The sequence below is a fragment of the Pseudoxanthomonas wuyuanensis genome (genome assembly GCF_900215535.1).
GTDB lineage: Bacteria > Pseudomonadota > Gammaproteobacteria > Xanthomonadales > Xanthomonadaceae > Pseudoxanthomonas_A > Pseudoxanthomonas_A wuyuanensis.
The window spans coordinates 83661-109914 of record NZ_OCND01000007.1 but is presented as its reverse complement, the minus strand read 5'-3'; the positions used below and the strand labels follow the sequence as shown (position 1 = coordinate 109914).

General features: G+C 64.9%; 21 protein-coding genes. 12 read left to right on the top strand and 9 right to left on the bottom strand.

Annotated features, from left to right (window positions below):
- Positions 1-75: 75 nt before the first annotated feature.
- The gene (locus CRO39_RS14535) at positions 76-393 is read right to left on the bottom strand and encodes a DUF4156 domain-containing protein (RefSeq protein WP_097122674.1); all 318 of its coding nucleotides are present in this window, start codon (positions 391-393) and stop codon (positions 76-78) included.
- 262 nt (positions 394-655) lie between these two features.
- Complete coding sequence (locus CRO39_RS14530; RefSeq protein ID WP_097122673.1) at positions 656-3526, bottom strand: M16 family metallopeptidase; 2871 nt, start codon at positions 3524-3526, stop codon at positions 656-658.
- Positions 3527-3666: 140 nt separating this feature from the next.
- On the opposite strand from CRO39_RS14530, the gene CRO39_RS14525 reads away from it, so the two are divergent.
- From CRO39_RS14525 to CRO39_RS14500, 6 genes are all read left to right on the top strand, one after another.
- On the top strand, positions 3667-4371 hold the full coding sequence (locus CRO39_RS14525) for an SDR family oxidoreductase (protein ID WP_097122672.1): 705 nt from the start codon (positions 3667-3669) through the stop codon (positions 4369-4371).
- Positions 4372-4831: 460 nt separating this feature from the next.
- Entirely contained in the window at positions 4832-5230 is a 399-nt protein-coding gene (locus CRO39_RS14520; RefSeq protein WP_097122671.1) for a hypothetical protein, read from the top strand.
- Positions 5231-5354: 124 nt separating this feature from the next.
- Positions 5355-5834, top strand: a complete 480-nt coding sequence (gene trmL / locus CRO39_RS14515; protein ID WP_097122670.1) for a tRNA (uridine(34)/cytosine(34)/5-carboxymethylaminomethyluridine(34)-2'-O)-methyltransferase TrmL — start codon at positions 5355-5357, stop codon at positions 5832-5834.
- Positions 5835-5911: 77 nt separating this feature from the next.
- Entirely contained in the window at positions 5912-6379 is a 468-nt protein-coding gene (locus CRO39_RS14510; protein ID WP_097122669.1) for a MarR family winged helix-turn-helix transcriptional regulator, read from the top strand.
- 110 nt (positions 6380-6489) lie between these two features.
- A complete protein-coding gene (locus tag CRO39_RS14505; protein WP_097122668.1) occupies positions 6490-6918 on the top strand; it encodes an organic hydroperoxide resistance protein in 429 nt (142 codons plus the stop codon).
- Positions 6919-6985: 67 nt separating this feature from the next.
- Positions 6986-7927: an alpha/beta fold hydrolase gene (locus CRO39_RS14500; protein WP_097122667.1), complete on the top strand. Its 942-nt coding sequence runs from the start codon at positions 6986-6988 to the stop codon at positions 7925-7927.
- Between the two features lie 360 nt (positions 7928-8287).
- Here the strand turns inward: CRO39_RS14500 and CRO39_RS14495 are convergent, their stop codons facing one another.
- The 5 genes from CRO39_RS14495 to CRO39_RS14475 all read right to left on the bottom strand — a co-directional run bounded on the left by CRO39_RS14495 (position 8288) and on the right by CRO39_RS14475 (position 16395).
- Positions 8288-9562: an NAD(P)/FAD-dependent oxidoreductase gene (locus CRO39_RS14495; protein ID WP_162125881.1), complete on the bottom strand. Its 1275-nt coding sequence runs from the start codon at positions 9560-9562 to the stop codon at positions 8288-8290.
- On the bottom strand, positions 9559-10290 hold the full coding sequence (locus CRO39_RS14490; RefSeq protein WP_425479706.1) for a M15 family metallopeptidase: 732 nt from the start codon (positions 10288-10290) through the stop codon (positions 9559-9561). The genes CRO39_RS14495 and CRO39_RS14490 overlap by 4 nt, the downstream gene beginning before the upstream one ends.
- Complete coding sequence (locus CRO39_RS14485; protein WP_097122665.1) at positions 10283-11845, bottom strand: serine hydrolase domain-containing protein; 1563 nt, start codon at positions 11843-11845, stop codon at positions 10283-10285. The genes CRO39_RS14490 and CRO39_RS14485 overlap by 8 nt, the downstream gene beginning before the upstream one ends.
- Positions 11846-11906: 61 nt before the next feature.
- On the bottom strand, positions 11907-14927 hold the full coding sequence (locus tag CRO39_RS14480; protein ID WP_097122664.1) for a TonB-dependent receptor: 3021 nt from the start codon (positions 14925-14927) through the stop codon (positions 11907-11909).
- 49 nt (positions 14928-14976) lie between these two features.
- On the bottom strand, positions 14977-16395 hold the full coding sequence (locus CRO39_RS14475; RefSeq protein WP_097122663.1) for a transglutaminase-like domain-containing protein: 1419 nt from the start codon (positions 16393-16395) through the stop codon (positions 14977-14979).
- A 536-nt stretch (positions 16396-16931) separates the two neighbouring features.
- Here CRO39_RS14475 and CRO39_RS14470 point away from each other — a divergent pair.
- From CRO39_RS14470 to CRO39_RS14450, 5 genes are all read left to right on the top strand, one after another.
- The gene (locus CRO39_RS14470; protein ID WP_097122662.1) at positions 16932-18317 is read left to right on the top strand and encodes a C40 family peptidase; all 1386 of its coding nucleotides are present in this window, start codon (positions 16932-16934) and stop codon (positions 18315-18317) included.
- A gap of 8 nt (positions 18318-18325) precedes the next feature.
- A complete protein-coding gene (locus CRO39_RS14465) occupies positions 18326-19423 on the top strand; it encodes a dipeptide epimerase (RefSeq protein WP_097122661.1) in 1098 nt (365 codons plus the stop codon).
- A 52-nt stretch (positions 19424-19475) separates the two neighbouring features.
- On the top strand, positions 19476-20327 hold the full coding sequence (locus tag CRO39_RS14460) for a MurR/RpiR family transcriptional regulator (RefSeq protein ID WP_097122660.1): 852 nt from the start codon (positions 19476-19478) through the stop codon (positions 20325-20327).
- A 76-nt stretch (positions 20328-20403) separates the two neighbouring features.
- Complete coding sequence (locus tag CRO39_RS14455) at positions 20404-21153, top strand: L,D-transpeptidase family protein (RefSeq protein ID WP_097122659.1); 750 nt, start codon at positions 20404-20406, stop codon at positions 21151-21153.
- Entirely contained in the window at positions 21150-22445 is a 1296-nt protein-coding gene (locus CRO39_RS14450) for an APC family permease (protein ID WP_097122658.1), read from the top strand. Before CRO39_RS14455 ends, CRO39_RS14450 begins: the two co-directional genes overlap by 4 nt.
- 40 nt (positions 22446-22485) lie before the next feature.
- Here the strand turns inward: CRO39_RS14450 and CRO39_RS14445 are convergent, their stop codons facing one another.
- Positions 22486-23994: a sensor domain-containing diguanylate cyclase gene (locus CRO39_RS14445; RefSeq protein ID WP_176520215.1), complete on the bottom strand. Its 1509-nt coding sequence runs from the start codon at positions 23992-23994 to the stop codon at positions 22486-22488.
- Positions 23995-24339: 345 nt separating this feature from the next.
- Between CRO39_RS14445 and CRO39_RS14440 the strand changes: the two genes are divergently transcribed.
- A complete protein-coding gene (locus CRO39_RS14440) occupies positions 24340-24894 on the top strand; it encodes an outer membrane beta-barrel protein (protein ID WP_097122656.1) in 555 nt (184 codons plus the stop codon).
- Positions 24895-25210: 316 nt separating this feature from the next.
- Here CRO39_RS14440 and CRO39_RS14435 read toward each other — a convergent pair whose 3' ends face one another.
- On the bottom strand, positions 25211-26233 hold the full coding sequence (locus CRO39_RS14435) for an NAD(P)H-dependent glycerol-3-phosphate dehydrogenase (protein WP_097122655.1): 1023 nt from the start codon (positions 26231-26233) through the stop codon (positions 25211-25213).
- Positions 26234-26254 lie beyond the last annotated feature (21 nt).

Below are 26254 nucleotides of genomic sequence, written 5' to 3'. Positions count from 1 at the left end.
GGGCTTTCACCGCATCTTTATCTTTGCCGCGAGTCGGACCGGCCCAAAAATAAAGTGATGTCAGTCACACTTTTGCTATCGCCCACCGCACCGGTACGCCGCAAAGCGCTGCTCGCCATTGGCCGGTTCGGCCAGCGGTTGCAGGGTATCGGCGTTGATGCCGGGGGCCTCGTTGCGGGCCAGCGTCTCCAGCTCGTCGCGGACCTTGAGCGCGTTGCGCTCATAGAAGGCCACCCCGTGCTTGACCGAAACCGAGACCTCGCCGCGCTTTTCGCAGCCGGCCGGCGCCGCACCGGCGGGAATCACCCGTACTGCCTTGGCGGCGGGCGCCAGCGACACCCAGGTGCAGCCGGTGACGGCAAGCAGCGTGGCGGACAGGATAAGCAGACGCATGCGCGGTTTTCCTCTGGGGTGGGCCACATTCTGCCTCAGCGGCGCTGCAATCGGCCATGAATACGGTCGATGCAGCCCGCCGGCATCGCTGATGGCCCCGGCAGCGGCGGCGGCGGGACCGCTCCGGCCGGCGGGTCCCCGGTGCCGGCCGCCAGGGATTGGCCCGCAACCCGCGGCTGCGGTCGGCGGCAACCGGCCTGCAGCCTTGCACCGGCGAGTCATCGCCCCGGCGCGTTGCCGCGCGCCTAGGCGCCACATCGGATCAATCCTTGCGGAGCGGCCTGCCGTCGCTGTCGAGCACGCTGACGTCGCCCAGTTGCAGCGCCCGCACCGGCTGTTCGATCTTGGCCAGGTCGCCGACCACCACATAGGTGAGCGCCTCGGGCTGCAGGCGCCTGGCCGCGGCGCTCACATCGGCCGGCCCGATGGCCTCGTTGCGTGCCTTGTACCGGACGATGTAGTCGTCCGGCCGGCCATAGCGCAGGTTGCTGGCGATCTGGCCCAGTACCGAGGCGGCCGTCTCAAAGGCGCCGGGAAGTTCCAGCGTGTTGCTGGCGCGGATCTTGGCGATTTCCTCGGCCGTGGCCGGGGCCTGGCCGCTGGCGAAGCGGGTGATTTCGGACTTCAGCTCCTTGATGGAATCGGCGGTGCGGTCGCTTTGCACCGCTGCCGACGCAAACCATGGCCGCTGGCCCAGCGTGTTGGTGGCGTTGCTGTAGGAACCGTAGGCCCAGTGCTTGTCCTCGCGCAGGTTCATGTTCAGGCGCGAGCTGAACTGCCCGCCCAGCACACCGTTGGCGAAATCGAAATCGATGGTGCCCTCGTCGCGGGTGGACGGCACCAGCTGGCCCACGTAGATGTTCGACTGGATGGCGCCGGGCTGATCGATCAGGAATACCCGCGGCCGGGCCGGCAAGGGCACTTCGGCCACCGTCGGCACCGCCGGCGCATCGCCCGGAGTGCGCCAGTCGCCAAAGCGCGCCTCAAGCAGCGGCACGATCTGGTCCAAACTGGTGTCGCCCACCACCACCACGCGGGCCTTTTCCGGCTGCAACCGGCTACGGTGGAAGTTCACCAGATCCTCGCGCGTCAGCGAAGCGATCGAGGCCTCGGTGCCGCTGCCGGTGAACGGAATGGCGTAGGCATGGCCCTGGCCGTACAGCAGCGGCGGCATGATGCGCATGGCGGCGGTCTGCGGGCGCGCCTTCTCCTGCTTGATACCGGCGATCCAGGTCGCCCGCACGCGCTCCATTTCCGCGGAATCGAAAGTCGGCCGGCGCAGCACGTCGGCGTACAGATCCAGCGAGGCGTCCAGATTGTCCGACAGCGCCGACAGGCTGACGGCCGAATGATCCAGGCCGGCGCCGACGCCGATCTCGGCGCCCAGCGCCTCCTTGCGCGCCGCCAGCTCCAGCGCGCTGTAGTCGCCGGCACCGTCGTCCAGCATCTGCATGGCGAAATTGGCCAGGCCCAGCTTGCCGCCGACATCGGTGGTGTAGCCGCCGGGGAACTCCATGCTCACTTGCACGACCGGCGTCTCGCGGCGCTCGGCCAACACCACCTGCATGCCGTTGGACAGCGTGGCGCGCTGTACGGCGGGGAACTTCAGGTCCGGGAAGCTGGCCGTCTTCGGCACGCCCTGGCTGCGGTCGACATCGGACTTGACGGTCTTGAATTTCGGGTCGGGCGCCGGAATCACGGCCGGTGCGCTGGCCGGCGCCGCATGCACGGTTTCCGGCAGCGCCGAGGCCGGCGTTTCGCTGGGCTCGACAATCAACGTATGCGAACCGGTGCCGAGCCACTTCTTCGCCGCGGCCTGGACGCTGGCCGGGGTGGCGCGGGCCATATCCTCCAGTTCGTCCTTGTAGCAGTCCGGCTTGTCCAGATAGACCGCGCACGACGCCAGCACATCGGATTTGCCGCCGAAACCGCCGATGCGCTCGATGCCACGGACGAAGCTGGCGCGGTAGAGCGTACGCGCCTGCTCGACTTCCTGGGCCGTGGGGCCCTCGCGGGTCAGGCGCTGGATTTCCTCATCGAGGATCTTTTCCACTCGCGCCGGGTCCACGCCTTCCTTCACCGTGGCGGTGACAAAGAAGGTGCCGCTGATTTCGCTGCTCCAGGCGTAGGCACTGACCTGGTCGGCCAGCTTGTCGCCATGCACCAGCCGGCTGTCCAGTCGCGAAGAGGCACTGCCGCCGAGGATCTGCGCATACAGATCCAGCAGGGTGGCATCCTGGCTGCCCAGCTCTGCCACCGGCCAGGCGCGGTAGATGCGCACCTGCGGCACCCGATCGGGAAGGGTCTCGCGGGTGTCCTGCGTGCGCTTGGGGATATTGGTCTTCATGTCCGCCAGCGTGGCGCTGGCGGGGATGTCGCCGAAATAGCGGGTGACCTTTTCCCTGGCGGTGGCCACATCGATATCGCCAGCCAGCACCAGCACCGCGTTGTTGGGCCCGTACCAGCTGCGGAACCAGGTCTTCACGTCGTCCAGCGTGGCCGCATCCAGATCCGCCATCGAACCGATGGTCTGCCAGCTGTAGGGATGCCCGGCCGGGTACAGCGCCTCGAAGATGCGTGCGCTGATGCGGCGCCCGTACGGCTGGTTCTCGCCCTGGCGCTTCTCGTTCTGCACCACGCCGCGCTGCTCGTCCAGCGCCTTCTGATCGATGGCGCCCAGCAGATGGCCCATGCGGTCCGATTCCATCCACAGCGCCATGTCCAGCGCAGTGGTCGGCACATTCTGGAAGTAGTTGGTGCGGTCCTGGTTGGTGGTGCCGTTCTGGTCGGTGGCGCCGACCAGTTCGAACGGTTCGAAGAACTCGCCCTGATGGTTTTCGCTGCCCTGGAACATCAGGTGCTCGAACAGGTGCGCAAAGCCGGTGCGGCCGGGCTGCTCGTTCTTGCTGCCGACGTGGTACCAGACATTGACCGCCACGATCGGCGCCTTGCGGTCGGTGTGCACCAGCACGCGCAGACCGTTGGGCAGGGTGAACTGCTGGTAGGGAATCTCGATGTCCGTTCCGGCCGCTGTCCTGGCCTGCGAGGGCTCAGGCAGATAGGCCAGTCCTCCCAACGCGGCGGACAAGGCAACGGTCAGCAACGCGATGCGCGGGCGGTGCAGTAGGGACATCGGATACTCCTTGTATGTATGGGCCGAACCGGGACAGCCTCCGATGCTAACCGCGGCCTGCGGTCATTACACTAGGCCACAAGGCAGGGTCCGGCCGCTGGCAGCCGCGGCAACCGGAACCGCTTCGCAGGGAGAACGCTATGGATCGTCGGCATTGCCTGGTGACCGGAGCCAACCGCGGCCTGGGGCTGGAATTCGTCCGCCAGTTGCTGGTGCGCGGGCACCATGTGGTGGCGGCCTGCCGCCAGCCCGGCAAGGCCCTGGCATTGAACCAGCTGGCCGGCGACCACCCAGGCCGCCTGCATGTGCTGCCCCTGGACGTCGGCGATCCCCGCAGCCACGCCGAACTCGCGCGCGAACTGCAGCTGGTGACCGATGGCGAGCCGCTGGATCTGCTGATCAACAACGCCGGCGTGCTGCGCGGCGGCGAACGCTTCGGCAGTGTGCGACCGGCGGATCTGGAAGCCAGCCTGCGCACCAATGCCATGGGCCCGTTCCTGCTGACCCAGGCGCTGGCGCCGCAACTGGCCGATGGCGCCACCATCGCCAACATCTCCTCGGAAGTTGGCTCGATCGCGCTGAAGCAGGAATTCCGCACCCCCAGCTACGCCATCGGCAAGGCCGCGCAGAACATGGCGACCTCGCTGCTGGCGCAAGCGCTGGCCGAACGCGGCATAAAAGTGGTGGCCTTGCATCCCGGCTGGGTGCAGACCGACATGGGCGGCGCGCAAGCCACGCTGACCCCGGCCGAATCGGTGACCGCGCTGCTGCAGTTGCTGGGCCGGCTGGAGCCCGCGGATTCGGGCAGTTTCCTGGACTGGCAGGGGCAGCCGCTGCCCTGGTGAACCGACCGCAGCGCTTGGGTTTCTAAAGCGCTCGCGCGGAATCGCAGGCCACCGCCCATTGCCTGACGCGGCGCGATCCGGCGCGTACGCCGCTGCAACCGTTGGCGCTTGAACCGCATCCAAATGCAAGACACCTGCCATGGCCGCCGGGGCCCGCCCACGGCGTACCGGTGGTCACAAACCTGGCCGCGCCCCGTCTTGAAATCCCGAAGGAACGGCCACCCCCGCGGACACAACGTCCGGACACGGACATCTGAGACCTGGCTTTTATCCAATCCAATCAAGGACTTGAAGTTGGCACGGCTTCTGCTTAACCCATAGCAAGAGCAAGAACACCCAGGCCGTTTCTGACTGTACGCTGAACAATAACACCGGAACGAAAGGTTCTGCTTGATCTGTCTGATTAGGTGTACTACCTTACTACCACACCACACAACAACATCACTACAGAGGCATGACAATGAACACCAAGACCCTGCTCCCGCTGACCGCCGCCGCCGTGTTTGCCCTGTGCGCTGGCTCGATGGTGATTTCCGCCACCCATGCCGACAACCAGCATGTCGCCAACCAGTCTGTTGCCGCCGCGCCGTCGGCCGACCGCATCGTCACCCTGCCCACCGTGTCGGTGCAGCCGGCTGCCGAAGACCTGGCCCACTACCAGGCCTACAGGAACGCCAAGATCGTCGACCTGGCCACCGTGACCGTGCGTCCGGCCGCCGAGGACCTGGCCGCCTACCTGGCCAACCAGGCGGTGCGCATCGTCGATATGCCGGTGGTGACGGTGCGTCCGTCGGCTGAAGACATGCGCGCCTTCGCCATCCAGGCCGGCGCACTGGCCGGTCAGCTGGCTTCGCGTTGATAGCAAGCGCAATACCGCTCCAACGCAGCAAGCCGACTGGCGCCGGAGTTCCACCGCAACGCCGCAGCATCGCCCTCTGATGGGCATGGTTTGAGGTCGCCACGCGCCGCGTAGAATGCGCGCGATGACGACCTCCCTGGATATCGACGTCCTGCTGTACCAGCCGGAAATTCCCCCGAATACCGGCAACATCATCCGCCTTTGCGCCAATACCGGCGCGCGGCTGCATCTGATCCAACCGCTCGGTTTCGATCTGGATGACAGGCAGCTACGCCGCGCCGGTCTGGACTACCACGAATACGCCACATTGCAGGTGCACGCCAACCTGGATAGCGCGATCGCCGCCATCCGGCCCCGGCGCCTGTTCGCGCTGAGCACCCGTGGCCAGCGGCGCTACGACCAGCCCGCCTATGCCGCCGGCGACGCCTTCCTGTTCGGTCCGGAAACCCGCGGCCTGCCGCAGGACGTGCTGGATGGCCTGCCTGCCGAGCAACGCCTGCGCCTGCCGATGCGGCCGGATAACCGCAGCCTCAATCTGTCCAACACCGTCGCCATAGTGGTGTTCGAAGCCTGGCGCCAGCACGGTTTCAACGGCGGGCAATAAGTCGCCGGGCGGGGCTGGAACGCTGTGTCGCGAAATATCGCTTGCAAATACATAGCGCACTATGTAAATTACGCAACATGAACTCCAAGCCCGCCCCGACCCCGTTGCCTGCCGAGCTGCCGCTGCAGTTGGACAGCCAGCTGTGTTTCGCCCTGTACTCGGCCAACCTGGCCCTGAACAAGGTCTACCGCAAGCTGCTGGCACCGCTGGATCTGACCTACCCGCAATACCTGGTGATGCTGGTGCTGTGGCAGCAGGATCAGCTGACCGTATCGGACATCGGCGAACGGCTGTTTCTGGATTCGGCCACGCTGACCCCGTTGCTGAAACGGCTGGAGTCCGCTGGTCTGCTGACCCGCACCCGCGCAGCCAGCGACGAGCGCCAGGTCATCATTGCGCTGACCGACGCCGGGCGCGCGCTGAAAGCCCGCGCCAAGGCGGTTCCCGAAGGCTTGTTCTGCGCGGCTGGCTGCAGCGTGGAAGAGCTGGCCAGCATGAAGCGCCAGCTCGAGGCGCTGCGACAGAACCTGATAAGCGGTGCCTGAGCCCTAACGTTGATTTCCCATATAAATAGCACGCTATTTAATAGCTATCTATGTTCCGGCGTGGCAGCCGGTTCCCTTCCTGCCACACAACCCACCCTCTGGAGATTCCCATGTCGATCGAAAAAGTCCTCTACACCGCCACTGCCACCGCCACCGGCGGCCGCGACGGCCGCGCCGTCTCCTCCGACAACGCCCTGGACATCAAGCTGTCCACACCGCGCGAACTGGGCGGCGCCGGCGGCGAAGGCAGCAATCCGGAACAGCTGTTCGCCGCCGGCTACTCGGCCTGCTTCATCGGCGCGCTGAAATACGTCGCCGGCCAGGCCAAGGTGGCGCTGCCGGCCGACACCCGCATCGAAGGCAAGGTCGGCATCGGCCAGATTCCCACCGGCTTCGGCATCGAGGTGGAACTGCGCATCAGCGTGCCTGGCCTGCCGCGCGAGCAGGTGCAGGCGCTGGTCGATCAGGCCCACATCGTCTGCCCGTACTCCAACGCCACCCGCGGCAACATCGACGTGACCCTGGTCGTTGCCGATTGACCCTTTCCAACGGGCCGGCGCCCCCGCGCCGGCACACCCACTGAACTGTCAACCCGAGACCCCTTCCATGAACTCAATCACCCGTTCTTTCGCCACCGCCCTGCTGGCCGTGGCCGCCTCCACCGCCTTTGCGGCCGCCGCCGCGCCGCCGCCGGCCAATGCCGCCGTGCCGCCCACCTCCAGCTATATCGCCACCGGCGACGGCGTACAGCTCTACTACAAGGACTGGGGTCCGAAGGACGGCCCGGTCGTCGCCTTCAGCCATGGCTGGCCGCTGAGTTCGGACAGCTGGGAATCGCAGATGCTGTTCCTGGCCGAGAACGGCTACCGCGTCATCGCTCATGACCGCCGCGGCCATGGCCGCTCCAGCCAGCCATGGGACGGCAACGACATGGACCACTACGCCGACGACCTGGCCACGGTGATCGAAACGCTGGATCTGAAGGATGTCGTGCTGGTGGGCTTCTCCACCGGCGGCGGCGAAGTCGCCCGCTACATCGGCCGCCACGGTACCGGCCGGGTCAAGAAGGCGGTGCTGGTCAGCGCGGTGCCGCCGCAGATGCTGAAGACGCCGAGCAATCCCGGCGGGCTGCCGATTGAGGTGTTCGACGGCATCCGTGCCGGCGCCCAGGCCAATCGCTCGCAGTTGTACCTGGACATCGCCTCGGGCCCGTTCTTCGGCTTCAACCGCCCCGGTGCCAAGCCCTCGCAAGGCCTGATCAATTCGTTCTGGGCACAGGGCATGATGGCCGGGCACAAGAACACCTACGATTCGATCGCCGCGTTCTCGGCCACCGACTTCACCGAGGATCTGAAGCGCTTCGACGTACCGACGCTGGTCATCCATGGCGATGACGATCAACTCGTGCCGATCGATGCCTCGGGCAAGGCCTCGGCCAAGCTGGTCAAGGGCGCCAAGCTGATCGTCTACGCCGGCGCACCGCACGGCATCACCGATACCCACAAGGATAGGCTGAACCAGGATTTGCTGGATTTCATCAAGGAATGATCGAAAACGAACCGAACGGCCGCGCATCATGCATGCGCGGCCGATTCTGCGTTTCGGGGACATCGATAAAAAGCGCCACCTTTCGCAAGCCTGAGGGGGAGTAGACCTTCATTCCTTGTGGGAGCGACGTAAGTCGCGATGAAGCGCTACCGGTAAAGCTCATCGCGACTTACCGGTGCCGGCATGCCGGCACCACTCCCACAGGAAACGCGACTTCGGGCGGCTTCTTTCGAGCGCCGGCAATCTGTCCAGAAGCCGGTGCCATGGCCTCCGGCTTCCACGTAGCGTAGACGTTTCCTCACTTGGAAGAAGCAGCTCTTTCAAGCCCCTTTCTCCACACTGTGCAATCTGGCGACTGGCTCAATCCCGCCCACTGAATCTTCCCAGCCGGTAGGGACGCAATGGAATATCGGTTGCCTCCCCCGCCATCAGCTGATCGATCAGCTTGCCGCTGATCGGGCCCTGGGTCAGTCCCAGGTGACCGTGACCGGTGGCCAGGTAGATCTGTTCATCGGCCACGCGGTCGAGGATCGGCAGCGAATCGGGCGTGCACGGGCGGTTGCCTGCCCACTCGGCCACCGGCTGACCGGACAGCATCGGAAACAACTTGTGCACTTCCGGATCCAGCCGCCGGATCAGCGCGTACTGCGGGTCCCGGCCCAACGCGGTCAGTTCCTTGATGCTGGTCATGCGCACGCCCTGCTGCATCGGCGACACCACCATATAGCGTTCGGCCCACAACGTCGGCCGCCGCACCACCTCGTCCTGCTGCGGATACATCAGGTGGTAGCCGCGCGCCGGAATCACCGGCAGCTTGACGCCGAACGGTTGCAGCAGCCGGTTGCTCCACGCGCCCGCGGCCAGCACGATCCGCCCGGCATGGGCACTGCCGCGGTCGCTGGTGATCCGGTAGCCGTTGCCTTCGCGCCGGATCGAAGACACGGTGGCAATCAGCGGTTGCGCGCCGCCGGCCACCAGATCGTCGAACAGCCGGCGACAGAACCCGCCCGGATTGCGCATGGCCAGCGAGTCGCGCTGGAACACCGCCTGCTGGAAGCGATCGCCGATGTCCGGTTCCAGATCCCGCAGCTGATGGCGGTCGAGCACATCGAAGGCGACGCCGCGCTCGCGCATCAGCTGGCGTTCCCATTCGCCCCTGGCGAAGGTTTCCGGCTCGCTGTAGACATGCAGGTAACCGGTATGCGCGATCAGATCCTCCGCGCCGATGCGCTCGCCAATATCCAGCCAGGCCGCGCGCGCGGCGGTGTTGATGGCGTTCAATGCATCGACCACCGGCACCACCTTGTCGCGCTTGCCCTGCCACAGGAACTGCAGCAGCCAGCGCGCGTACGCCGGGCTGACGCCCCAGTCCAGCTTCAGCGGCGCCAGCGGGTTGGCCAGCATCCGCAACGCCTTCCAGGCGATGCCGGGTGTCGATTGCGGCATCACGTTGCCGACCGAAATGGAGCCGGCATTGCCGAACGAGGTTTCCGCGGCCGGTCCCCGGGCGTCGATCAGCAGGCACGACAATCCGCGCCGGCGCAGATGGAATGCGGCCGACAGCCCGACGATGCCGCAACCGATGACCGCAACATCGGCGACCTGCGATGAGGCATTGGCAACCGTGGCGTTCATTGCACCGGGATGTCGTAGGCGATGCCCGGCGCCGGTTCGGGTTGCAAGGTGTAGTGCCACCATTCCATCGGGTAGTTGCGGAAACCATGCCGCGCCATGGCCTTGAGCAGACGCTGGCGGTTGTACTTCTGTTCGGCGGTGATGCGCGGGTCGGCGGTGTTGGCCAGCGTGTCAAAAAAATCGAAGCGGGTGCCCATGTCCAACGGTTGGCAGGTCCCATCCGCGCAGCGCGTCAGCGACAGGTCTATCGTTGCGCCGCGACTGTGGCCGGATGTCTCGGCGATGTAGCCGTCCAGCAACTGCGACTTGTCCAGGTTGGGGTAGTAGTCGGGCTTGGTGCGCTGATCGTCCAGATCCTTCGACCAGGCAACGAAACGCCGCACCGCCCGCGCCGGGCGATAGCAGTCGAAGACCTGCAACGACAATCCCTCAGCGCGCAAATCATCCGCGACCCGCACCAGCGCCTCGGCGACCGGCCTCAGCAGGTAGCACTTCGGCGCCAGATAGCCGTCCACGACATCGCCGGTGAAGTTGCCGGTGCCGGCATAGCGGATATCCAGTTGCGCGTCGGGGACAAGCGTCGCCACGTCCACCAGATCGGTTTCCTGCACGCTCTGCGCGGGCGACAGCTGGACCGGCGGCGCGGCGCAGGCCGTCGCTGCCAGCCAGCACAACGCGGCGAAAACCGGCCCGCTGACCCTCCGGCTTGACCGGAGTCGGTCATTCACAAGGGCCTGTCCGCTGGAAATCGAGGTCGGCATAGTCGTAACTGAAATCGGCATCGGGATCGACATGCGACAACGCCAATCCGATCGGCGGACCTTCGCTGAAGGCCAACCACGGTTCGGCGTCAACGCTGTCATTGTGCCAGTCGACCAGCCAGCGGTCACCGACCCGCATCACCCGCCCGGCCAGCAGCGGCGAGCGCGCCGACACGAACGAAACGCCATCGCCGGCGGCGCAGAGCGCCACCTCGCCGAACCACGGGTCGCGGTAGCGTCCCAGCCGACCCGCCAACGCCGCGGCGGTGGCAGGACTGCGACTACTGGTGTCGGCGATCCGCGGCCTGTCCGGATCGGCGGCATCCTCCGCCTCCAGCGCTGCCGCGTAATGCGCCACCGTCAGCGTGGCGTCGGATGGACGGGTGAAGCGCTTGGTCAGCGCCTGCCCCAGCGTGGTTCGCGCCGCTTCGCCGGATCCGTTGATCAGGATCACAATGCCGACGCGCTGGTCCGGCAGCAGGATCACCGACGAATACATGCCGGCCAGCGTACCGGTGTGCGCGACCTTCCAGACGCCGTCGACATCGGACAGCCGCCAGCCGTAGCCATAGGCGGAGAAGTGGCTGTTGTCCCATTCGCGCATGCGCTTGCTGACCGGCATCGGCATATGCGCCGTCCACACCGCCCTGCGCTGCTGCTCGGAAAGCCAGGCCGGCTGCCGCTGCGGATCCAGCCATATGCCGATCCAGGTCAGCATGTCGTCGAGGCTGCAGCGGATGCCGCCGGCCGCCATCGAGGTGATGTTCGGCACCACCTCACCATCCTCGCGGATGACCCGGTTTCCTTGCGCGGTGCGGCTATGCGGCTGGGCGACGTTGCCGACCTGGGTGCGGTTCCATTCGCCGACCTGGCAACGATCCATGCCCAACGGCTCGAACAGTTCGCGTTTGACCAGCGTTTCGTAAGGCGCGCCACCCGCAGCGGCCGCGACCTCGCCGGCCACCACATACAGCAGATTGTCGTAGGCGTAGTGGGAACGGAAGCTATGGGTCGGTTTCAGGTGCGCCAGTCCGGCGATGATGTCGGCGCGGGTGAAATCGTTCGGCTCCGGCCACAGCATCAGATCGCCGGCCCCCAGGCCCAGGCCGCTGTTGTGGATCAGCAGATCCCGCACCTGCATGTTGGCGGTGACCCACGGATCCTGCATGCGGAACTGCGGCAGGTACTTGGTCACCGGATCGTCCCACTTCAGCTTGCCCGCATCGACCAGCCGCGCCAGTACTCCGGCGGTCATCGCCTTGCTGTTGGAGGCGATCTTGAACAAGGTGTCGGCGTCGATGGGCTGCCCACCGCCGGCTGCCGTTTCGCCAGCAGTGCGGCGGTAGACAACTTCACCGTCTTGAATGATGCCGACGGCCAATCCAGGCAGTCGGTAGCGGTTGAACGCGTCGTCGAACGCAGCGTCGATCCGGTCGCGTTCGATGGCGGAAGCGGAAAAAGAAATCCCTGCCAACAGCAGGCAGGGAAAGAGGGAAAGCAAGCGCAGTCTTGTCTTTGGCATCCGGTAGTTCCGTACCTCGGTACCTGGCACTCCGGCACGATGCCGGAGTGCCCGTCGTTGCTCAGAAGTTCCAGGTCACCACCAACTGGGCATAGCGTGGGGATTGCCAGCGGGTGCCTGTGGCAAACGTCGGCCTATAGACGCCGGGGTTGGCTTCGTAACGTCCACGGACGTTGATCACTTCCTGCTCGTTGAGCAGGTTGTAGACGGAGAAGCGCGCTTTCAGATCAATGCCATCCACCGGCAACGTCCAGGTGACATTGGCACCCAGGTTATAGGTCCAGGGCATGCGGCCGAACGCGCCACGCGGCGAGTACTCGTAGACGCGCTGCTCGTAGGATCCAGCGCAGTTCTGCACACAGATCCAGCCGGAGCCGCCACCGGAGCCTTCTGTGACAAAGCTGGCAGCCCCCAGAGTGTCGTTCGGCCACGTCACGCCGAAGGCAGTGATGGGGCCACCCGACTGCACCGTCAATGTGCTGCCGAACGACCATTGCTCATTCAGCGTATAGCTGCCACGCAGTTTGATCTGATGCCGGCGGTCATTGAACAAATACCCGTAACGCTCATTGTTGGCTGGATGATCCCAGTGCTGGACCATGCCGGTATCGCCGTAGTTGGTATCCGAGTTGACGGGACCTTCGTGATTGCCTTCGGACTTGGACCACAGGTAAGAAGCATTGAACGCCCATTTACCATCCCAGGCGCGGTCTATCTGGAACTCAACCGCCTTATAGGTCCGCCTGGGCTCGAAGTACCCGACCACCTCGCCGCTACCGCCCTTGCGGTAGCCGTCCCTGGACGTATCGATAGTGATCCATCCGTCGGTCGCGCAACCCATCTCGGTGGTGCCCCAGATGGTAAGTGACTTGCCCGGATTGCCGATCGGCCATAACGTACTGGTTGGGCCACACGGTGTATGGTTGATGCGAATATCGTCCAGCGCATTCTTCATGCGCCGGTAGGTGGCATTGACACCCCACGACCAGGCTTGGCTGATGGCGCTCTGGAAACCCAGAATCGCTTCGTCCTGGTACACAGCATCGATGTCACGATCCACGCTCTGGCGCAGATCTCCCACCGACACGTTGTACTGGTCGTCCACCGGACCAATCTGCGCGCCAAGGTTCGGGGCGGTATAGCTCCCGCCGGTCACCGGATTGACCTCCTGGCGCCAACCATCCAGCACGTAGAAGGTCCGCTCGTCGATGAGACCGCCGGCGAACGTGAAGTTGATGTTGTTGGTGACAGGCAGGTAGTAGCGGCCAAGGTTGCCGAACAGCTTGGTGCTGCCGTCACCCTTCATGTCCCATGAAAAGCCAAGCCGCGGAGATACCAAGTCGTCAATCTTGATGAAGCTGGTTCCGGCTGCGGTCTTGTTGTTGAAGTTATCGACGCGCAAACCGAGGTTCAGCAGAAGATTAGGCGTGATACTCCAATTGTCTTCCACGTACCAGGCGTTGGCCGTGGTGTCGAAAACGCCACCGTCGATACGACGGCGCCCCATCACATAGGCGCTCACCCCCGCCGGAACAGTTGCCCCGTTGTCCAGCACGGTGTCGGGATTGGTGACACCGTACACGGTATAGCTCATGGCAGCCGGACCCGGATAGCGCGTCGACCGGTCAGTAGTCATCAGCTCGTGGTCCCAGCCAAACCGCAGCAAGTGGTCGCCCAGCGCCCACTCAAAGTCCAGGCGTCCTACCTCCCGCTTGTCATGATGATCGACGACCGAACCGCCTGGATGACAGCTTACAGTAGGCCTTCCCATCGCTTCGTAGATGCTGCTGTAGCTGGAATTTATCGTCACCAGCGAGCACAGTTCGTCGGCAGACGAACGCGTCAGACTTTTGCTCTTGTTCTCGCCATACATCGCCTTGACAGTGAAGTTCTGCCCGAAGTGGCCAGTGTAGGTGATCGATCCATTCCGCCCACCACTTTCCGACATGCTGCGGCCGGTCAAGGCACCACGCGTTGCGGTATCGAAGTCGTATCCGTATACGCTGGTCTGCGAGTCGCCTTCATCAGAGAACGCCAGAAGCTCCAGCAAATGGTTGTCGGTGATGTTCCAATCCAGCTTTGTTCCCCAGAATCCGTTGTCGGATTCGCCGCTGGACCAAGTCGTGCCAAGGTTGTTGGTGTTTCCAGTCTTGTTATCGCGCTGCTCGAACATCGCAAACAGAAACAGCTTATCCTCGACCACCGGCCCCGAGGCCCAGACATTGGTCTTGGTGAAGGTTTGCCGATCCCGGCTGGCCCTGTAGTAGGCAGTACCATTGTTTAGGTCCGGGAACTGATGATCGTCTGCTGTCGAGCGCCAGGCTTCCGGCTCGAAGGTCAGCTGCACCCCACCCTGGAACTCGTTGCTGCCAGAGCGCGTCACTGCATTGATCACGCCACCAGTGCTGCGCCCGAACTCCACAGAGTATCCGCCCGTCTTGACCTGGAATTCCTGGAAGAAAGCAAACGGAGCTGACGAGAAGCTCTGTCGGCGATAGAAATCGGTGACGTTGAGACCGTTGATGAATACCGAGTTCTCTGCGACCGATGAGCCGCCAAACGATATTCCTCCGAAGGAAGAGTTGCCGCCAATTACGCCGGGTGCGAGGGTAGCTACCGAAGCCAAACTCTGATCCACTGGAAGACGTGCAATTTCTTCTCGGCTCACGTTGGTTGCAGATTCCGTCGACCGCACATCCACGCGGTTGACCACGCGCGAACCGACCACCTGTATCGCATTGAGGTTGACCACGCTGCCGTCGCCGCCCAAGTTAACCGTGGTCGTGCCGCCCAGCGACACGTTGACCATAACCGGCTCACCTACGCTTTGGCCATCGCGGGTGACCTGCAGGCGGTAATCGCCGATCGGCAACTGGCTCAGACGGTAGCTGCCGTCGGCGCCGACCGAGACCGTGCGGATCAAACCGGTGGCAGTGTTGGTGACCGTGATCTGCTGCCCGGCTTCTGCGCGTCCGGCCACCGCGCCGGTGACGCTCTGCGCCATCGCCAGCGGCGCCATTGACGCCATGCACGCCCCCAGCGCGATATACAGCGCCGCCTTCTTGAATGTCTTGCCTTTCATCCCCGCTCTCTCCTGCTAGATGTCTGGTGTGATTACCGCCGATTGATCGTCAACCGCCGCTGCTTTTTGTCGGCCGTATCTTCCATTCGAAGTCGTAGTCCCATTGATCGAAGTAGAGGTTGCCGCCCCTCCACTCCGCTTCCCCTCTTTGCGAGTCCACCGTTTCCGAACGGAAATGCCGTTTTGCCGGCTGCAGATCGGTGGAATAGTCGTCGTTGAAGGCGATGCGGTACGCGTCCAGCCCGCCCAGGTAGAACCAGCGCAACGCCGGATCGTCCGACTCCAACTGGCCGGTGGTGACATCCATCGGCACCCAGCCGTACGGCGCCAGGTACAGCCAGCCCCAGTCGTGCATGTTGTCGTAGCCGACGTCCTGGTCCGAATAGGTCCAGCCGGATTGCCAGCGCGCGGGAATGCCGTTGAGCCGCAGCAACGCGATCAGCAGCAGCGTCTGCTGGCCGCAATCGGCATGGCCGGCATGCAGCGCGTAGTCGCTGATGTTGGAGATGGTGGAATATTCGCGCGCGCCGGCCCACGGAATTCTGTCCACCGCGGCGAACAGCTTCTGCGCGATGCGGTAGGGATGGGTTTCGTCGCCAACCACTTCGGCCGAGAACCGGCGCAATGCTGGCGTGAACACGATATGCGGCGGCCGCTCTTCGATGTAGGGAGCCAGCTCCGGCGCGATGCCGGCGGCGATCACCTTGTCCGGATCGATTTCGAAGCGGCGGGCGAAGACGGTCAGTTCGTAGGTGATCGAAAACCGGGTCGGTTCGCCGGCCCGTGCGGTGCGTTCCAGATAGGCGGTGCGCTGCAGGGTGTCCTCCGGCGCGACCTGGGCCGCGGCCGGCACGCTGCCCAGCAGCCTGATGTCTTCCTGCTGTCCCGGTATCGCCCGCGGAAACGGAATCCAGGCGCGCACGGTTTCGCCGGCCGGCACCGCATCGGCGTAGACGGTCAGCGACTGGGTAATCTGCAGCCGCCGTGGCGCCACGCTGGTCGAGCCGCTGGCACGAGCCGCGGCCACGATTTCACCGTGATGCGGATGCAGGCGCTCGTACGGCCCCTGGCTGAAAGGCCGCACCGGCGGCGCGCGGCGTGCGGCGGTTTGCGGGCTCAGCAGAAACAGATTGGAAACAGCACGCTTGAAGTAACGTGGCTCGCCATCGATATCCAGCCGTTCGATCAGGCCGGCATCGTCCCAGGCGTCGAACTCGGCGTCGCTGGCGTCCGGTACCTGCGCGCGCAAGCGCTGCAGCGCCTGCTCGCGGTCCAGCGCGAAATCCAGATGGATGCGGCGCATGCGTTCGCGTTCGAATTCCAGATCCCGCCGGGCCGAAGCCGGCAACGCAGGCGAAGACAGGGCCTGATCGATGCGTTGCCCGGCCTGTTGGAACCGGCCGGCATCGATATCGGCCACCACCCCGGCCAGGATCGGCGACGACGCCGGTTCTGCGCCGGCCAGCATGGGCAGGGCCAGGAGTAGGATGGCTGCCAGCCGCACGCGCGGTCTTCGCGGCAATACCCAATGGCGGTGCCGTCCTGTAACGAAACGATTGCGCTGGCCCCTGCTTGCTTCCACGTCGATCATCACCCACGCCGACTGGTCACGGTTGTGTAAGAACCTGTTCAAAGTCTTGCTGCGCTAGCCATCTGGCGCGCGTGCGGTGCTCGAAATGCTCATGTACCTGTACGTACACTGCGCTTTCTGCGCTCCGCCACGCATCACCTGGCTGCGCTCTCGACAGGCTTTGAACAGGTTCTAACACGGCCCGGGGCCTTGGTCAATAATTTATTCTTGATTCTTGTGCTATAAGAAATAAATATTCCAAGCGGCCCGGCACCCTCCGCGGCCGCCGACTTGCAGTAGAGGGGAGGAAGATGCGCCATACCTCACGGCCCGACGGGGTCCGCACAATGACGACCGGCCAAGTCCAGCCGTGGCGCATGCCGCCGCGTGGAGCTACCGCTGCGTCCGTCCACCATGTTCCGGCAGCGCCTGCGATGCGCTGGCTGCTGATGGCCATTGCGCTGCTGATCGTCGCACCCGCGGTCCAGGCCTTCGAGCGCAGCTCGGCGCCTGTACCGGCCGTGGTCGGTGTGGCCGACCGCCATCTGGATGCGCAGTACTGGGTGCAGCGGCAACCGCACGCCGACCGGGTCATCCTGGATGCCGATGCCATCGCCGCGCAGAACGCGCGATTGCAGCAGCAGGACCGCTCGGTGCACGACATCGAGCAGTTGCCCGCCCGCTTCAGCGCCGCACAGGTCCGCGAATGGATCGCGCCGCTTTCGGCCGCACCGACGCGCACGCTGTTCGACGCGCAGCGCCGGACCGTTGCGGCCGAGACGCTGGCTTCGCTGCAGGACGCGCTGGCGCTGGATCGAGTGCCCGATTACACCGCGGCGCGTTACGGCCTGGTGGCGCATCGCGCCGATCTGCGTACCTTTCCCACCCGGTTGCGGGTATTCAGTTCGCCGGGCGACACCGACATCGACCGCTTCCAGGAAAGCGCGCTGTTTCCCGGTACGCCTGTCGTCGTCATCCACGAAAGCCGCGACGGCCAGTGGCTGTTCGCGATCAGCCGCCTGTATGCGGCCTGGATCGAGAAACGCCATGTCGCGCTGGGCGGGCGCGAAACGGTATTCGGCTACGGCCGCAAGCAGCCGTCGCTGATCGTCACCGGCGCCACCGTACGCACGGTCTACAACCCCGAGCAACCCGGAGTTTCCGAATTGCAGCTGGACATGGGCGTGCGGGTGCCGCTGCTGGCCGATTGGCCGGCCGACAAGCCGGTCAACGGCCAGCACCCCTATACCTCGCACGTCATCCAGTTACCGGTGCGCGGCGACGATGGCGCGCTGACGCTGCTGCCGGCGCTGCTGCCGCGCACCGCGGATGTGGCAACCCAGTACCTGCCTCTGACGCCGGCCAACCTGCTGACGCAGAGCTTCAAGTTCCTCGGCGAACGCTACGGCTGGGGGCACGCCTACAACACCCGCGACTGCAGTGGCTTCGTCTCCGAGGTCTACCGCAGCTTCGGCGTGGAACTGCCACGCAATACCCGCGACCAGGGCGTCAGCCCGGCGCTGAACCGCATCGCGTTCGATGAGAACGACAGCCACGAGAAGCGCCTGCAGGCGCTGCGCACGCTGCAGGTCGGCGATCTCATCTATATCCCCGGCCATGTGATGATGGTGATCGGCCAGGAAGACGGCAACACCTACCTGATCCATGACACCACCGGCATCACCTACCGCAGCGATGGCGGCGACATCGTGCGGGCGCCGCTGAACTCGGTTGCGGTGACTCCATTGGAGCCGCTGCTGTTCAACGGCGACAAGAGCTTCGTCGACCGCATCTACAGCATCCAGAGAATCCGTCCCTAAAGGCTTTCATGAAAATCACCGACATCCGGTTCGGCATGCTGCGCGTGCCGCTGAAAACGCCGTTCAAGACCGCGCTGCGCACGGTCGACACGGTGGAAGACATCATCGTCGTGGTGCATACCGACAGCGGCCATACCGGCTATGGCGAGGCGCCGGCCACCGCGGTCATCACCGGCGATACCCATGGCTCCATCATCGAGGCCATCGCCAAGTTCATCCGTCCGCGCCTGATCGGGCAGGAAATCGCCAACCTCAACCACATCACCCAGCTGATCCAGACCGCGCTGGAGCGCAACACCAGCGCCAAGGCCGCAGTGGAAATCGCCGTCTACGACCTGTGGGCGCAGCTGTACAACGCGCCGCTGTACAAGATGCTCGGCGGCGGCGACCCGGTCATCACCACCGACATCACCATCAGCGTGGACTATATCGACAAGATGGTCGCCGATTCGATCGATGCGGTCGAACGAGGCTTCGAATCGCTGAAAATCAAGGTCGGCAAGGACATCGGCCTGGATATCGAACGTGTCAAGGCCATCTACTCGGCGGTCGAAGGCCGGGCGCTGCTGCGGCTGGACGCCAACCAGGGCTGGACCGCCAAGCAGGCGGTGTTCGCCATGCAGCATCTGGAAGACGCCGGCGTGGTGCTGGAGCTGCTGGAGCAACCGGTCAAGGCGCGCGACATCGACGGCCTGAAGTACGTGACCGACCGCGTGCACACGCCGGTGATGGCCGACGAAAGCGTGTTCGGACCCACCGAGGTCATCGACCTGATCAAGATGCGCGCGGCCGACATCATCAACATCAAGCTGATGAAGACCGGCGGCATTTCCAATGCCATCCGCATCGCCGACATCGCCGCGCTGTACGGCGTGGAGTGCATGATCGGCTGCATGATAGAAACCAGCATCAGCGTGGCGGCCGCCGTGCACGTCGCGGTGGCCAAGGCCGGCGCCATCACCAAGGTCGATCTGGACGGTCCGTCGCTGTGCCGGTTCAATCCGGCCGAGGGCGGGGTCATCTTCAACGAATCGGAGATCTCGATCACCGATGCGCCCGGCCTGGGCATCCGCGAGGTCCGCGGCCTGGAAATGATCTCCGGTTGAGGCCGGACCGTCAGCAATGGTGAGATCACCACAGGTAGGATAAGGTCTTCGCATGCCGCCCCTGGTAAAAATCCGATCCGAGCGCGACCAGATGTCGGCCATCGAGCGCCGCATCGCCGATTTCATTCTCGACAACGCCCACCTGCTGCGCGACTACTCCTCGCAGCAGCTGGCCAGCGCGCTGGGCGTCAGCCAGTCCAGCGTGGTCAAGTTCAGCCAGAAGCTTGGCTTCAAGGGCTATCCGGACCTGAAGTACTCGGTCGGCACCGCGGTGGCCCGCAACGGCGACGGTGCGCCGGTGCCGCAACAGGAGCCCGCCGCCGACGCGGACGTTTTTACGCGCCTGCAGGACGGTCTGCGCCGCAGCAAGGCCGCGGCCGAGGAAGAGACCCGTTCGCTCAATCCGCGCGCCAATATCGAGGCTATCGTCGGGCTGATCGACCAGGCCGGCAAGGTATTCGTCTGCGGGCTGGGCGATGACGGCCTGTTCGCGCGCGAGTTCGCGATGCGGCTGTCGCTGCTGGGCCTGCTGACCGTCCACCACGCCGATCCGATCCTGATGATGGCCAACCTGTCGGCGGTACGGCCCGGCGACACGCTGGTGATGTTTTCCGAGTTCGGCAAGCTGCCGCAGCTCTCGCAGGTCAGCCGCCAGTTCCAGGCCTGCGAAGGCAAGGTCATTTCCATTACCCGCCATACCGCCAACCCGCTGCGCGCGCACGCCGATGCGGCGCTGGTGATTTCGGCGCACGATCCGGCACCGCACGTCGAGCAACTGCTGTACCGCTCATCGCTGCAATCGTTGCTCGATTTCGTCTTCGTGCTGCTGTGCCAGAGCAATCCCGACCGGTATCGTCAGCTCAACATCAACCTGGAACGGATCCAGCAGATGCTGGATTCGTAAACCGCCCTGCCCGGAGTTGCGCATGCGAGGTTCCTTACGTTTCCTTCCGTTGCTCCGGCGCCTGCATGGTTGGAGCATGTCGGGTCTGCTGGCGCTGTTTCCGTTGGTTGCAGCGGCCGCAACCGGGAACGCGTTGCCCTGGGATGATGCAGGCCAGCTGGTGCTGGTCATAACCCCCGACTGGGATGCCAGCGACGGCAGCCTGCAGCGTTTCGAACGGATCGATGGCCGCTGGCAGGCGGTCGCCGCGGCAGTGCCGATCACGGTGGGACGCGCCGGTTCGGCCTGGGGCATCGGCCTGCATCCGCTGCAAAGCCACGGCCCGCAGAAACGCGAAGGCGATGGCCGCGCGCCGGCTGGCGCGTTCGCGTTGGGCGATGCCTTCGGCTACGCCGGCAGCGCCGATACCGCGATGCCGTACCGGGCCATGCGCGCTTCGGACTACTGCATCGATGTCGACGGCTCGCCGCTGTACAACCGCATCGTCGACCGCGATGAGGTCGGCGAGGCGGCGGTAGCCGGTTCCACCGAGCCGATGCGGCGCGATCTGCATGCCGATGGCGATCAGCGTTATCGCCAGGGCCTGGTGATCCGGCACAACCCGGACAACCTGGCCGGCGCCGGCAGCTGCATCTTCGCTCACCTGTGGAAGGCGCCGGGCGAGGCCACTGCCGGCTGCACCGCCATGGACGCCGAAGCGATGCAGGCGCTGCTGGCGTGGCTGCAACCGCAGGCGCAACCGGTGTTCGTGCTGCTGCCGCAGGCCGAGTACGCGCGACTCAAACGGTCTTGGCAACTGCCGCAGTCCGCCGGAGCGCAGCCATGAGCGCGCCTGCGCCGCCACCGGAGCGCCCGGGCTTCGTCCGCGCGGTCAGCCGCTGGCAGATCGTCGGCCTGTCGATCAATGACGTGATCGGCAGCGGCATCTACCTGCTGCCCGCCGCCACCGCGCTGTTGTTGGGCCCGGCCAGCCTGTGGGCGGTGCTGCTGGCCGGGCTGGCAGTGGCGATGCTGGTGCTGTGCTACGCGCAGGCCGCCAGCTACTTCGACGAACCCGGCGGCAGCTACCTGTACGCGCGCGAAGCGTTCGGCCCGTTCGTCGGGTTCGAGATCGGCTGGATGGTGTGGCTGACCCGTATCGCCTCGGCGGCAGCGCTGAGCAATGCGCTGGCCGACGCAGTCGCGCGGTTCTGGCCGGCCGCCGGCAGCGGCGGCGGACGCCTAGCGATCGTGGTCGGCTCGCTGGGTTTGCTGACCCTGATCAATGTCATCGGCATCAAGTCGGCCGCGCGCACCGGCGTTGCGCTGGTGATCGGAAAGCTGCTGCCGCTGCTGCTGTTTGTCGGCATCGGCATGTTCTATGTCGACTGGTCGTTCGCCATTTCCGGACAGCCGCCGGATCTGCGCAACCTGGGCGAAGCGGCGTTGCTGTTGCTGTTCGCCTACGCGGGTTTCGAAAACATCCCCGCCGCCGCCGGCGAGTTCAAGAATCCGCGCCGCGACGTGCCATTCGCGCTGATGACGATGATCGCCACTGTCACCTTGATCTACGCGGCCGTGCAACTGGTCGCGCAGGGCACGCTGCCGGGACTGGCGCAGTCGCAGACGCCGCTGGCCGACGCCTCGGCCGTCTTCAGCGGCGAAACCCTGGCGCTGATCCTGACGGTGGGCGCGACCATCTCCATCCTTGGCACCAACAGCAACACCATGCTGCTGGGCCCGCGCGTGCTGTATGCGCTGGCCCACGACGGCTTTGGTCCGCGCCTGCTGGCCGGCATCCATCCGCGTTTCCACACTCCGGCTGCGGCCATCATCACCCAGGGCGCGCTGGCGCTGGCGTTGGCGCTGTCCGGTTCGTTCGTGCAACTGGCGATGCTGTCGGTGGTGGCGCGGCTGTTCGCCTATATCGGCACCGCGCTGTCGGTGCTGGTATTGCGCCGGCAGCATGGTCATCGCAGCGATGTGCTGCAACTTCCCGGCGGTGCGGCGATTCCCGTCATCGCGCTGCTGCTGTCGCTGGGCCTGCTGGCCAGCGCCACCTGGCGCAACCTGGTCGCGGCCGCGGTCGCGCTGCTGATCGGCGCGCTGCTCTACCGTTTCCGGCGCGCGCCGGAGTAAGGCGACGTTGCCGGCCAAGGCGATGGCGCAGGGCTCGCGCCTACATGGCTGAGCTTCTTCGCTGGCTCCGGTATTCGTAGAGTTTCTTGTCCGCCTCGCCGATGGCCTGCTCCAGCGAATGGCCGGGGCGGCGTGCCGCGCCGCCCATCGAAAAGCCGATAGGAGCGCTGTCGGCATCGGCCCGGTAGCCGGCAATCAGCGACTCGGTCCGTTCGATGTCTGCGTCCGCCAGCAGAATCAGGAACTCGTCCCCGCCCAGCCGTATCAGCGCATCTTTTTTTTCCAGCTTTTCGTTCAGGAACCACGCCATCGAGACCAGCACTTCGTCGCCGCGCTGGTGTCCGTAGGTGTCGTTGACCTGCTTGAAATGGTCCAGATCCACGGCAATGCAGCCCCAGCGATCGCCGGGCTGCAGCTTGGTTTCGATGTCGCTCAGGACCCGGCGATTGAAGCAACTGGTCAGCGGGTCGCGGACCGACCATTCGCGCAGTTGCTGCTCCTGGCGGAACTGGGTGGTGACGTCCTGCGCATGGCCCAGCACATAGGGCTCGTCGGCTTCATCGTCCAGCACATTGTGGTACTTCCAGTAACGCACTCCGCCATCGGCGGCTATCAACTCGATGATGCCCGAGTCCGTGCCGTTACGGGATACCTCGGAAAGGTACTGCTGGAACCGCTCGCGCCGCGCCGGAAGCATGAAATCGTACAGCGGCCGGCCTACCAGAATGGACACCGGCATCCCCAGCGACCGCGCTGCCGCCGGATTGACGCTCAGCAGGACGCCGTCCAGATCGTGCGTGCAGATCAGGCCCATGCTGTACTGGAACAGCTTGCGGAAACGGCGTTCGCTGGCTTCCATGGCGGCTATCGCCTGGCGCTTGAGCGTCACGTCCTCGATGGCCCCCACCAGCTTGTCCTTGCCCTGGACCACCTCGGCCTTGCCGACGTTCCTGATGCATCGCTGACGGCCGGCGCGGCTGCGCATCTGCAGCTCGAGATCCCAACCGGTACCATCGCGTGCGCCCGCCTCGAAGGCGGCGGCGATGACGGGCCGGGACTGCGGTTCGTAGAACTCCAGCGCCTCCTCCAGCGACGGCTGGTAGTTCGCCGGGACGTCGTGAATGCGGCAGGTTTCCTCCGACCACACCATCTGCCCGCTTTCCAGATCCAGCTCCCAGCCGCCAATGCCGGCAGCGCGCAAGGTCCGTTCAAGGAAATCCCGGCTTGCCCGCAGACCGTGTGGTGATTCCTTGCGGGGTTTTTCATCCGCCATATCGGACATGATCGTTCCTCCATCGGAAATCTCACCAAGGCTAAGACGTCGCGCACCACCGCGGTCGCCAATGGGCTGGAACACGCGATGAGGCCGCATCCGCAGCGGCACTGCGCTGTCCATCCGGCCATCAGCCCGCGTGAAGACCCGCCGCGCCGGTTCACCACCAAACGCACATCGATGGTGCCAGTTCGCGCTGCCAGAGCCTGTTAAATCACGGCGCGGAATCCGGCTTTTGATCACAGAACGACCGACACCCTCGCCGTTGACGCTCACGATGCGGCAGCTGTCGGTGCTTACCCGCATGAGCACCGCTCGGATCGATTGCGGCAGATATGAACGTCGTTGGGAATCCGCGGTATCGGCGTTCAGTCGTCCGGCATCTGCAAGCCCCGGTCCACACGCATCAGCCAGCTAGTCGCAGCGGCTCGGTTTGCCTATCGGGTTTTCTTCCGGCGTCCGCCAAAAGTTCCGCAACTTGCGACCCAATTTATGTACTGCTCAGTTTGATATTCAGGGCGGGTTGCAGTGGCCAACCGATACTTCACGGCACCGGCTGCGAACGGCGTTCATCCGCTTCAGCGCCGGCATAACAATAAATAACTTGAGGCTCCGTTGAATATGAAGAAGTCCTTGCTTGCCCTGACCCTGATGGCTGCCGCGCCGTTCGCCGCTTCAGCGGCCGAAGGCGTTTCCTACAACTACGTCGAAGGCGGTTACACCGCCACCAATATCGATGGCCCTGACTTTGACGGCTGGGCGCTGAAAGGCTCCGTCGCAATCCATCCCAATTTCCATCTGTTTTCTGACTATCAGGATCAGGAACTCGACGATTTCGATGTCGGCATCGAGCAGTGGCGCGTTGGCGTCGGCTACAACCATGAACTCTCGCAACGCGTCGACCTGCTGACCCGCGTCGCATATGAGAACGCCAAGGTGGAAGGCTTTCGCAGCGACGACGGCTACAGCGTCGAGGTCGGCGTCAACAGCGCGTTGACCAATCGTCTCAACGGCTACGCACTGGCCGGCTACGAAGACGGCGACAACTACGACGGCGAGTTCTACGGCCGCCTGGGCGCGCAGGTGAAGTTCACCCCGAACTGGAGCGCTTCGGCCGATGTGAAGCTGATCGACGGCGATACCCAGTGGTTCGTGGGTCCGCGTTTCAGCTGGTAAAGCAACAAAGCTCCCCCCGCGGCGTGTCCCTCTCTCCCCACGCCGCTCCCCCAAAGCCCGGCACTTGTGCCGGGCTTTTCTATGCGTCAACGGACGGGCGCCGCCAGGCTCTGAACAGCCGAATGGCTGGTCAAGCGAGGAGCCGTTCTATTGATACTGGCTGCAGAGCGAAGCCACCGCAGATGGACGACCAACCTTTCAGGCTGTCTTGAAGCGCTTCCAGCGTACGTCGGGATGACGAGCAACAGCCAGGACGAGCAGGGTGGAAGAAACAAGGGGCCTTTCGTTCCTCACTCCTCACTCCTCGTTTCTCGCTCTACTTGAACAACGTCTCCGGGTATTCCGGTTTCTGTTCGCGCGCCAGCAATTGCTGCAGGCCGTCGGTCGGCGTCAGATCGCCATGCAATACCGAGCGCACGGCGCTGGAAATCGGCAGGTCGACGCCATGGCGCTCGGCCTGGCGCATCACCTCGTCGGCGGTCTGCACCGATTCGACCACCTGGCCGATTTCGCGCACGGCATCCTGCAGCGACTGGCCGCGTCCCAGCGCCAGGCCCAGGCGACGGTTGCGCGACAGATCGCCGGTGCAGGTCAGCACCAGATCGCCCAGCCCGGCCAGGCCCATCAGCGTTTCCGGCTTGGCGCCGATGGCCGCCGACAGCCGCAGCATTTCGTTGAGGCCGCGGGTGATCAGGCCGGCACGGGCGTTGAGGCCCAGTTGCATGCCGTCGGCCACGCCGGTGGCCACCGCCAGCACATTCTTCATCGCGCCGCCCAGCTCGGCACCGACCATGTCCTCACCGGTGTAGGCGCGGAAAGTCGGCCCGTGCATGACCTCGGCAACGGTTTGCGCGAAAGCGGCATCGTTGCCGTGCACGGTTACCGCGGTCGGCAGGTTCAGCGCGACTTCCTTGGCGAACGATGGTCCGGTCACCACCGCCAACGGCACCTCGGGCCCCAAGATGTCTTCGGCCACTTCATGCAGAAAACGTCCGGAGCCGGTTTCGAAGCCCTTGGTCGCCCACGCCACGCCGGCACGTGCCGGCCGCAGCGGCGCCAGCGTGCGCAAGGTTTCGGTGAACGCGTGCGAAGGCACCACCACCAGCACCAGATCGGCATCGGCCAGCGCCGCCGCCAGATCGGTGGTGGCGCGCAGGTTGCCGGGAAGCGCGATGCCGGGCAGGTAGCGGGTGTTTTCGTGGCGCTGATCGATGGCCGCGCTGATGGCCGCATCGCGGCCCCAAAGCGTGACCGCGTGGTCGTGCCGCGCCATCAACGCCGCCAGCGCGGTGCCCCACGAACCCGCCCCGAGTACCGCAATCTTCATCGGGTCAGCCATCGGTCACCCCTGTTCGCGCCG

Bases quoted from the DNA above. Each gene is read 5' to 3' on its own strand.
- CRO39_RS14440 (WP_097122656.1), top strand. From the start codon at position 24,340: ATGAAGAAGTCCTTGCTTGCCCTGACCCTGATGGCTGCCGCGCCGTTC.
- CRO39_RS14470 (WP_097122662.1), top strand. From the start codon at position 16,932: ATGCGCTGGCTGCTGATGGCCATTGCGCTGCTGATCGTCGCACCCGCG.
- CRO39_RS14495 (WP_162125881.1), bottom strand. From the start codon at position 9,562: ATGAACGCCACGGTTGCCAATGCCTCATCGCAGGTCGCCGATGTTGCG.
- CRO39_RS14435 (WP_097122655.1), bottom strand. From the start codon at position 26,233: ATGGCTGACCCGATGAAGATTGCGGTACTCGGGGCGGGTTCGTGGGGC.
- CRO39_RS14500 (WP_097122667.1), top strand. From the start codon at position 6,986: ATGAACTCAATCACCCGTTCTTTCGCCACCGCCCTGCTGGCCGTGGCC.
- CRO39_RS14535 (WP_097122674.1), bottom strand. From the start codon at position 393: ATGCGTCTGCTTATCCTGTCCGCCACGCTGCTTGCCGTCACCGGCTGC.
- CRO39_RS14450 (WP_097122658.1), top strand. From the start codon at position 21,150: ATGAGCGCGCCTGCGCCGCCACCGGAGCGCCCGGGCTTCGTCCGCGCG.
- CRO39_RS14475 (WP_097122663.1), bottom strand. From the start codon at position 16,395: ATGCTGGCCGGCGCAGAACCGGCGTCGTCGCCGATCCTGGCCGGGGTG.
- trmL (WP_097122670.1), top strand. From the start codon at position 5,355: ATGACGACCTCCCTGGATATCGACGTCCTGCTGTACCAGCCGGAAATT.
- CRO39_RS14465 (WP_097122661.1), top strand. From the start codon at position 18,326: ATGAAAATCACCGACATCCGGTTCGGCATGCTGCGCGTGCCGCTGAAA.
- CRO39_RS14520 (WP_097122671.1), top strand. From the start codon at position 4,832: ATGAACACCAAGACCCTGCTCCCGCTGACCGCCGCCGCCGTGTTTGCC.
- CRO39_RS14455 (WP_097122659.1), top strand. From the start codon at position 20,404: ATGTCGGGTCTGCTGGCGCTGTTTCCGTTGGTTGCAGCGGCCGCAACC.
- CRO39_RS14530 (WP_097122673.1), bottom strand. From the start codon at position 3,526: ATGTCCCTACTGCACCGCCCGCGCATCGCGTTGCTGACCGTTGCCTTG.
- CRO39_RS14525 (WP_097122672.1), top strand. From the start codon at position 3,667: ATGGATCGTCGGCATTGCCTGGTGACCGGAGCCAACCGCGGCCTGGGG.
- CRO39_RS14510 (WP_097122669.1), top strand. From the start codon at position 5,912: ATGAACTCCAAGCCCGCCCCGACCCCGTTGCCTGCCGAGCTGCCGCTG.
- CRO39_RS14505 (WP_097122668.1), top strand. From the start codon at position 6,490: ATGTCGATCGAAAAAGTCCTCTACACCGCCACTGCCACCGCCACCGGC.
- CRO39_RS14480 (WP_097122664.1), bottom strand. From the start codon at position 14,927: ATGAAAGGCAAGACATTCAAGAAGGCGGCGCTGTATATCGCGCTGGGG.
- CRO39_RS14460 (WP_097122660.1), top strand. From the start codon at position 19,476: ATGCCGCCCCTGGTAAAAATCCGATCCGAGCGCGACCAGATGTCGGCC.
- CRO39_RS14485 (WP_097122665.1), bottom strand. From the start codon at position 11,845: ATGCCAAAGACAAGACTGCGCTTGCTTTCCCTCTTTCCCTGCCTGCTG.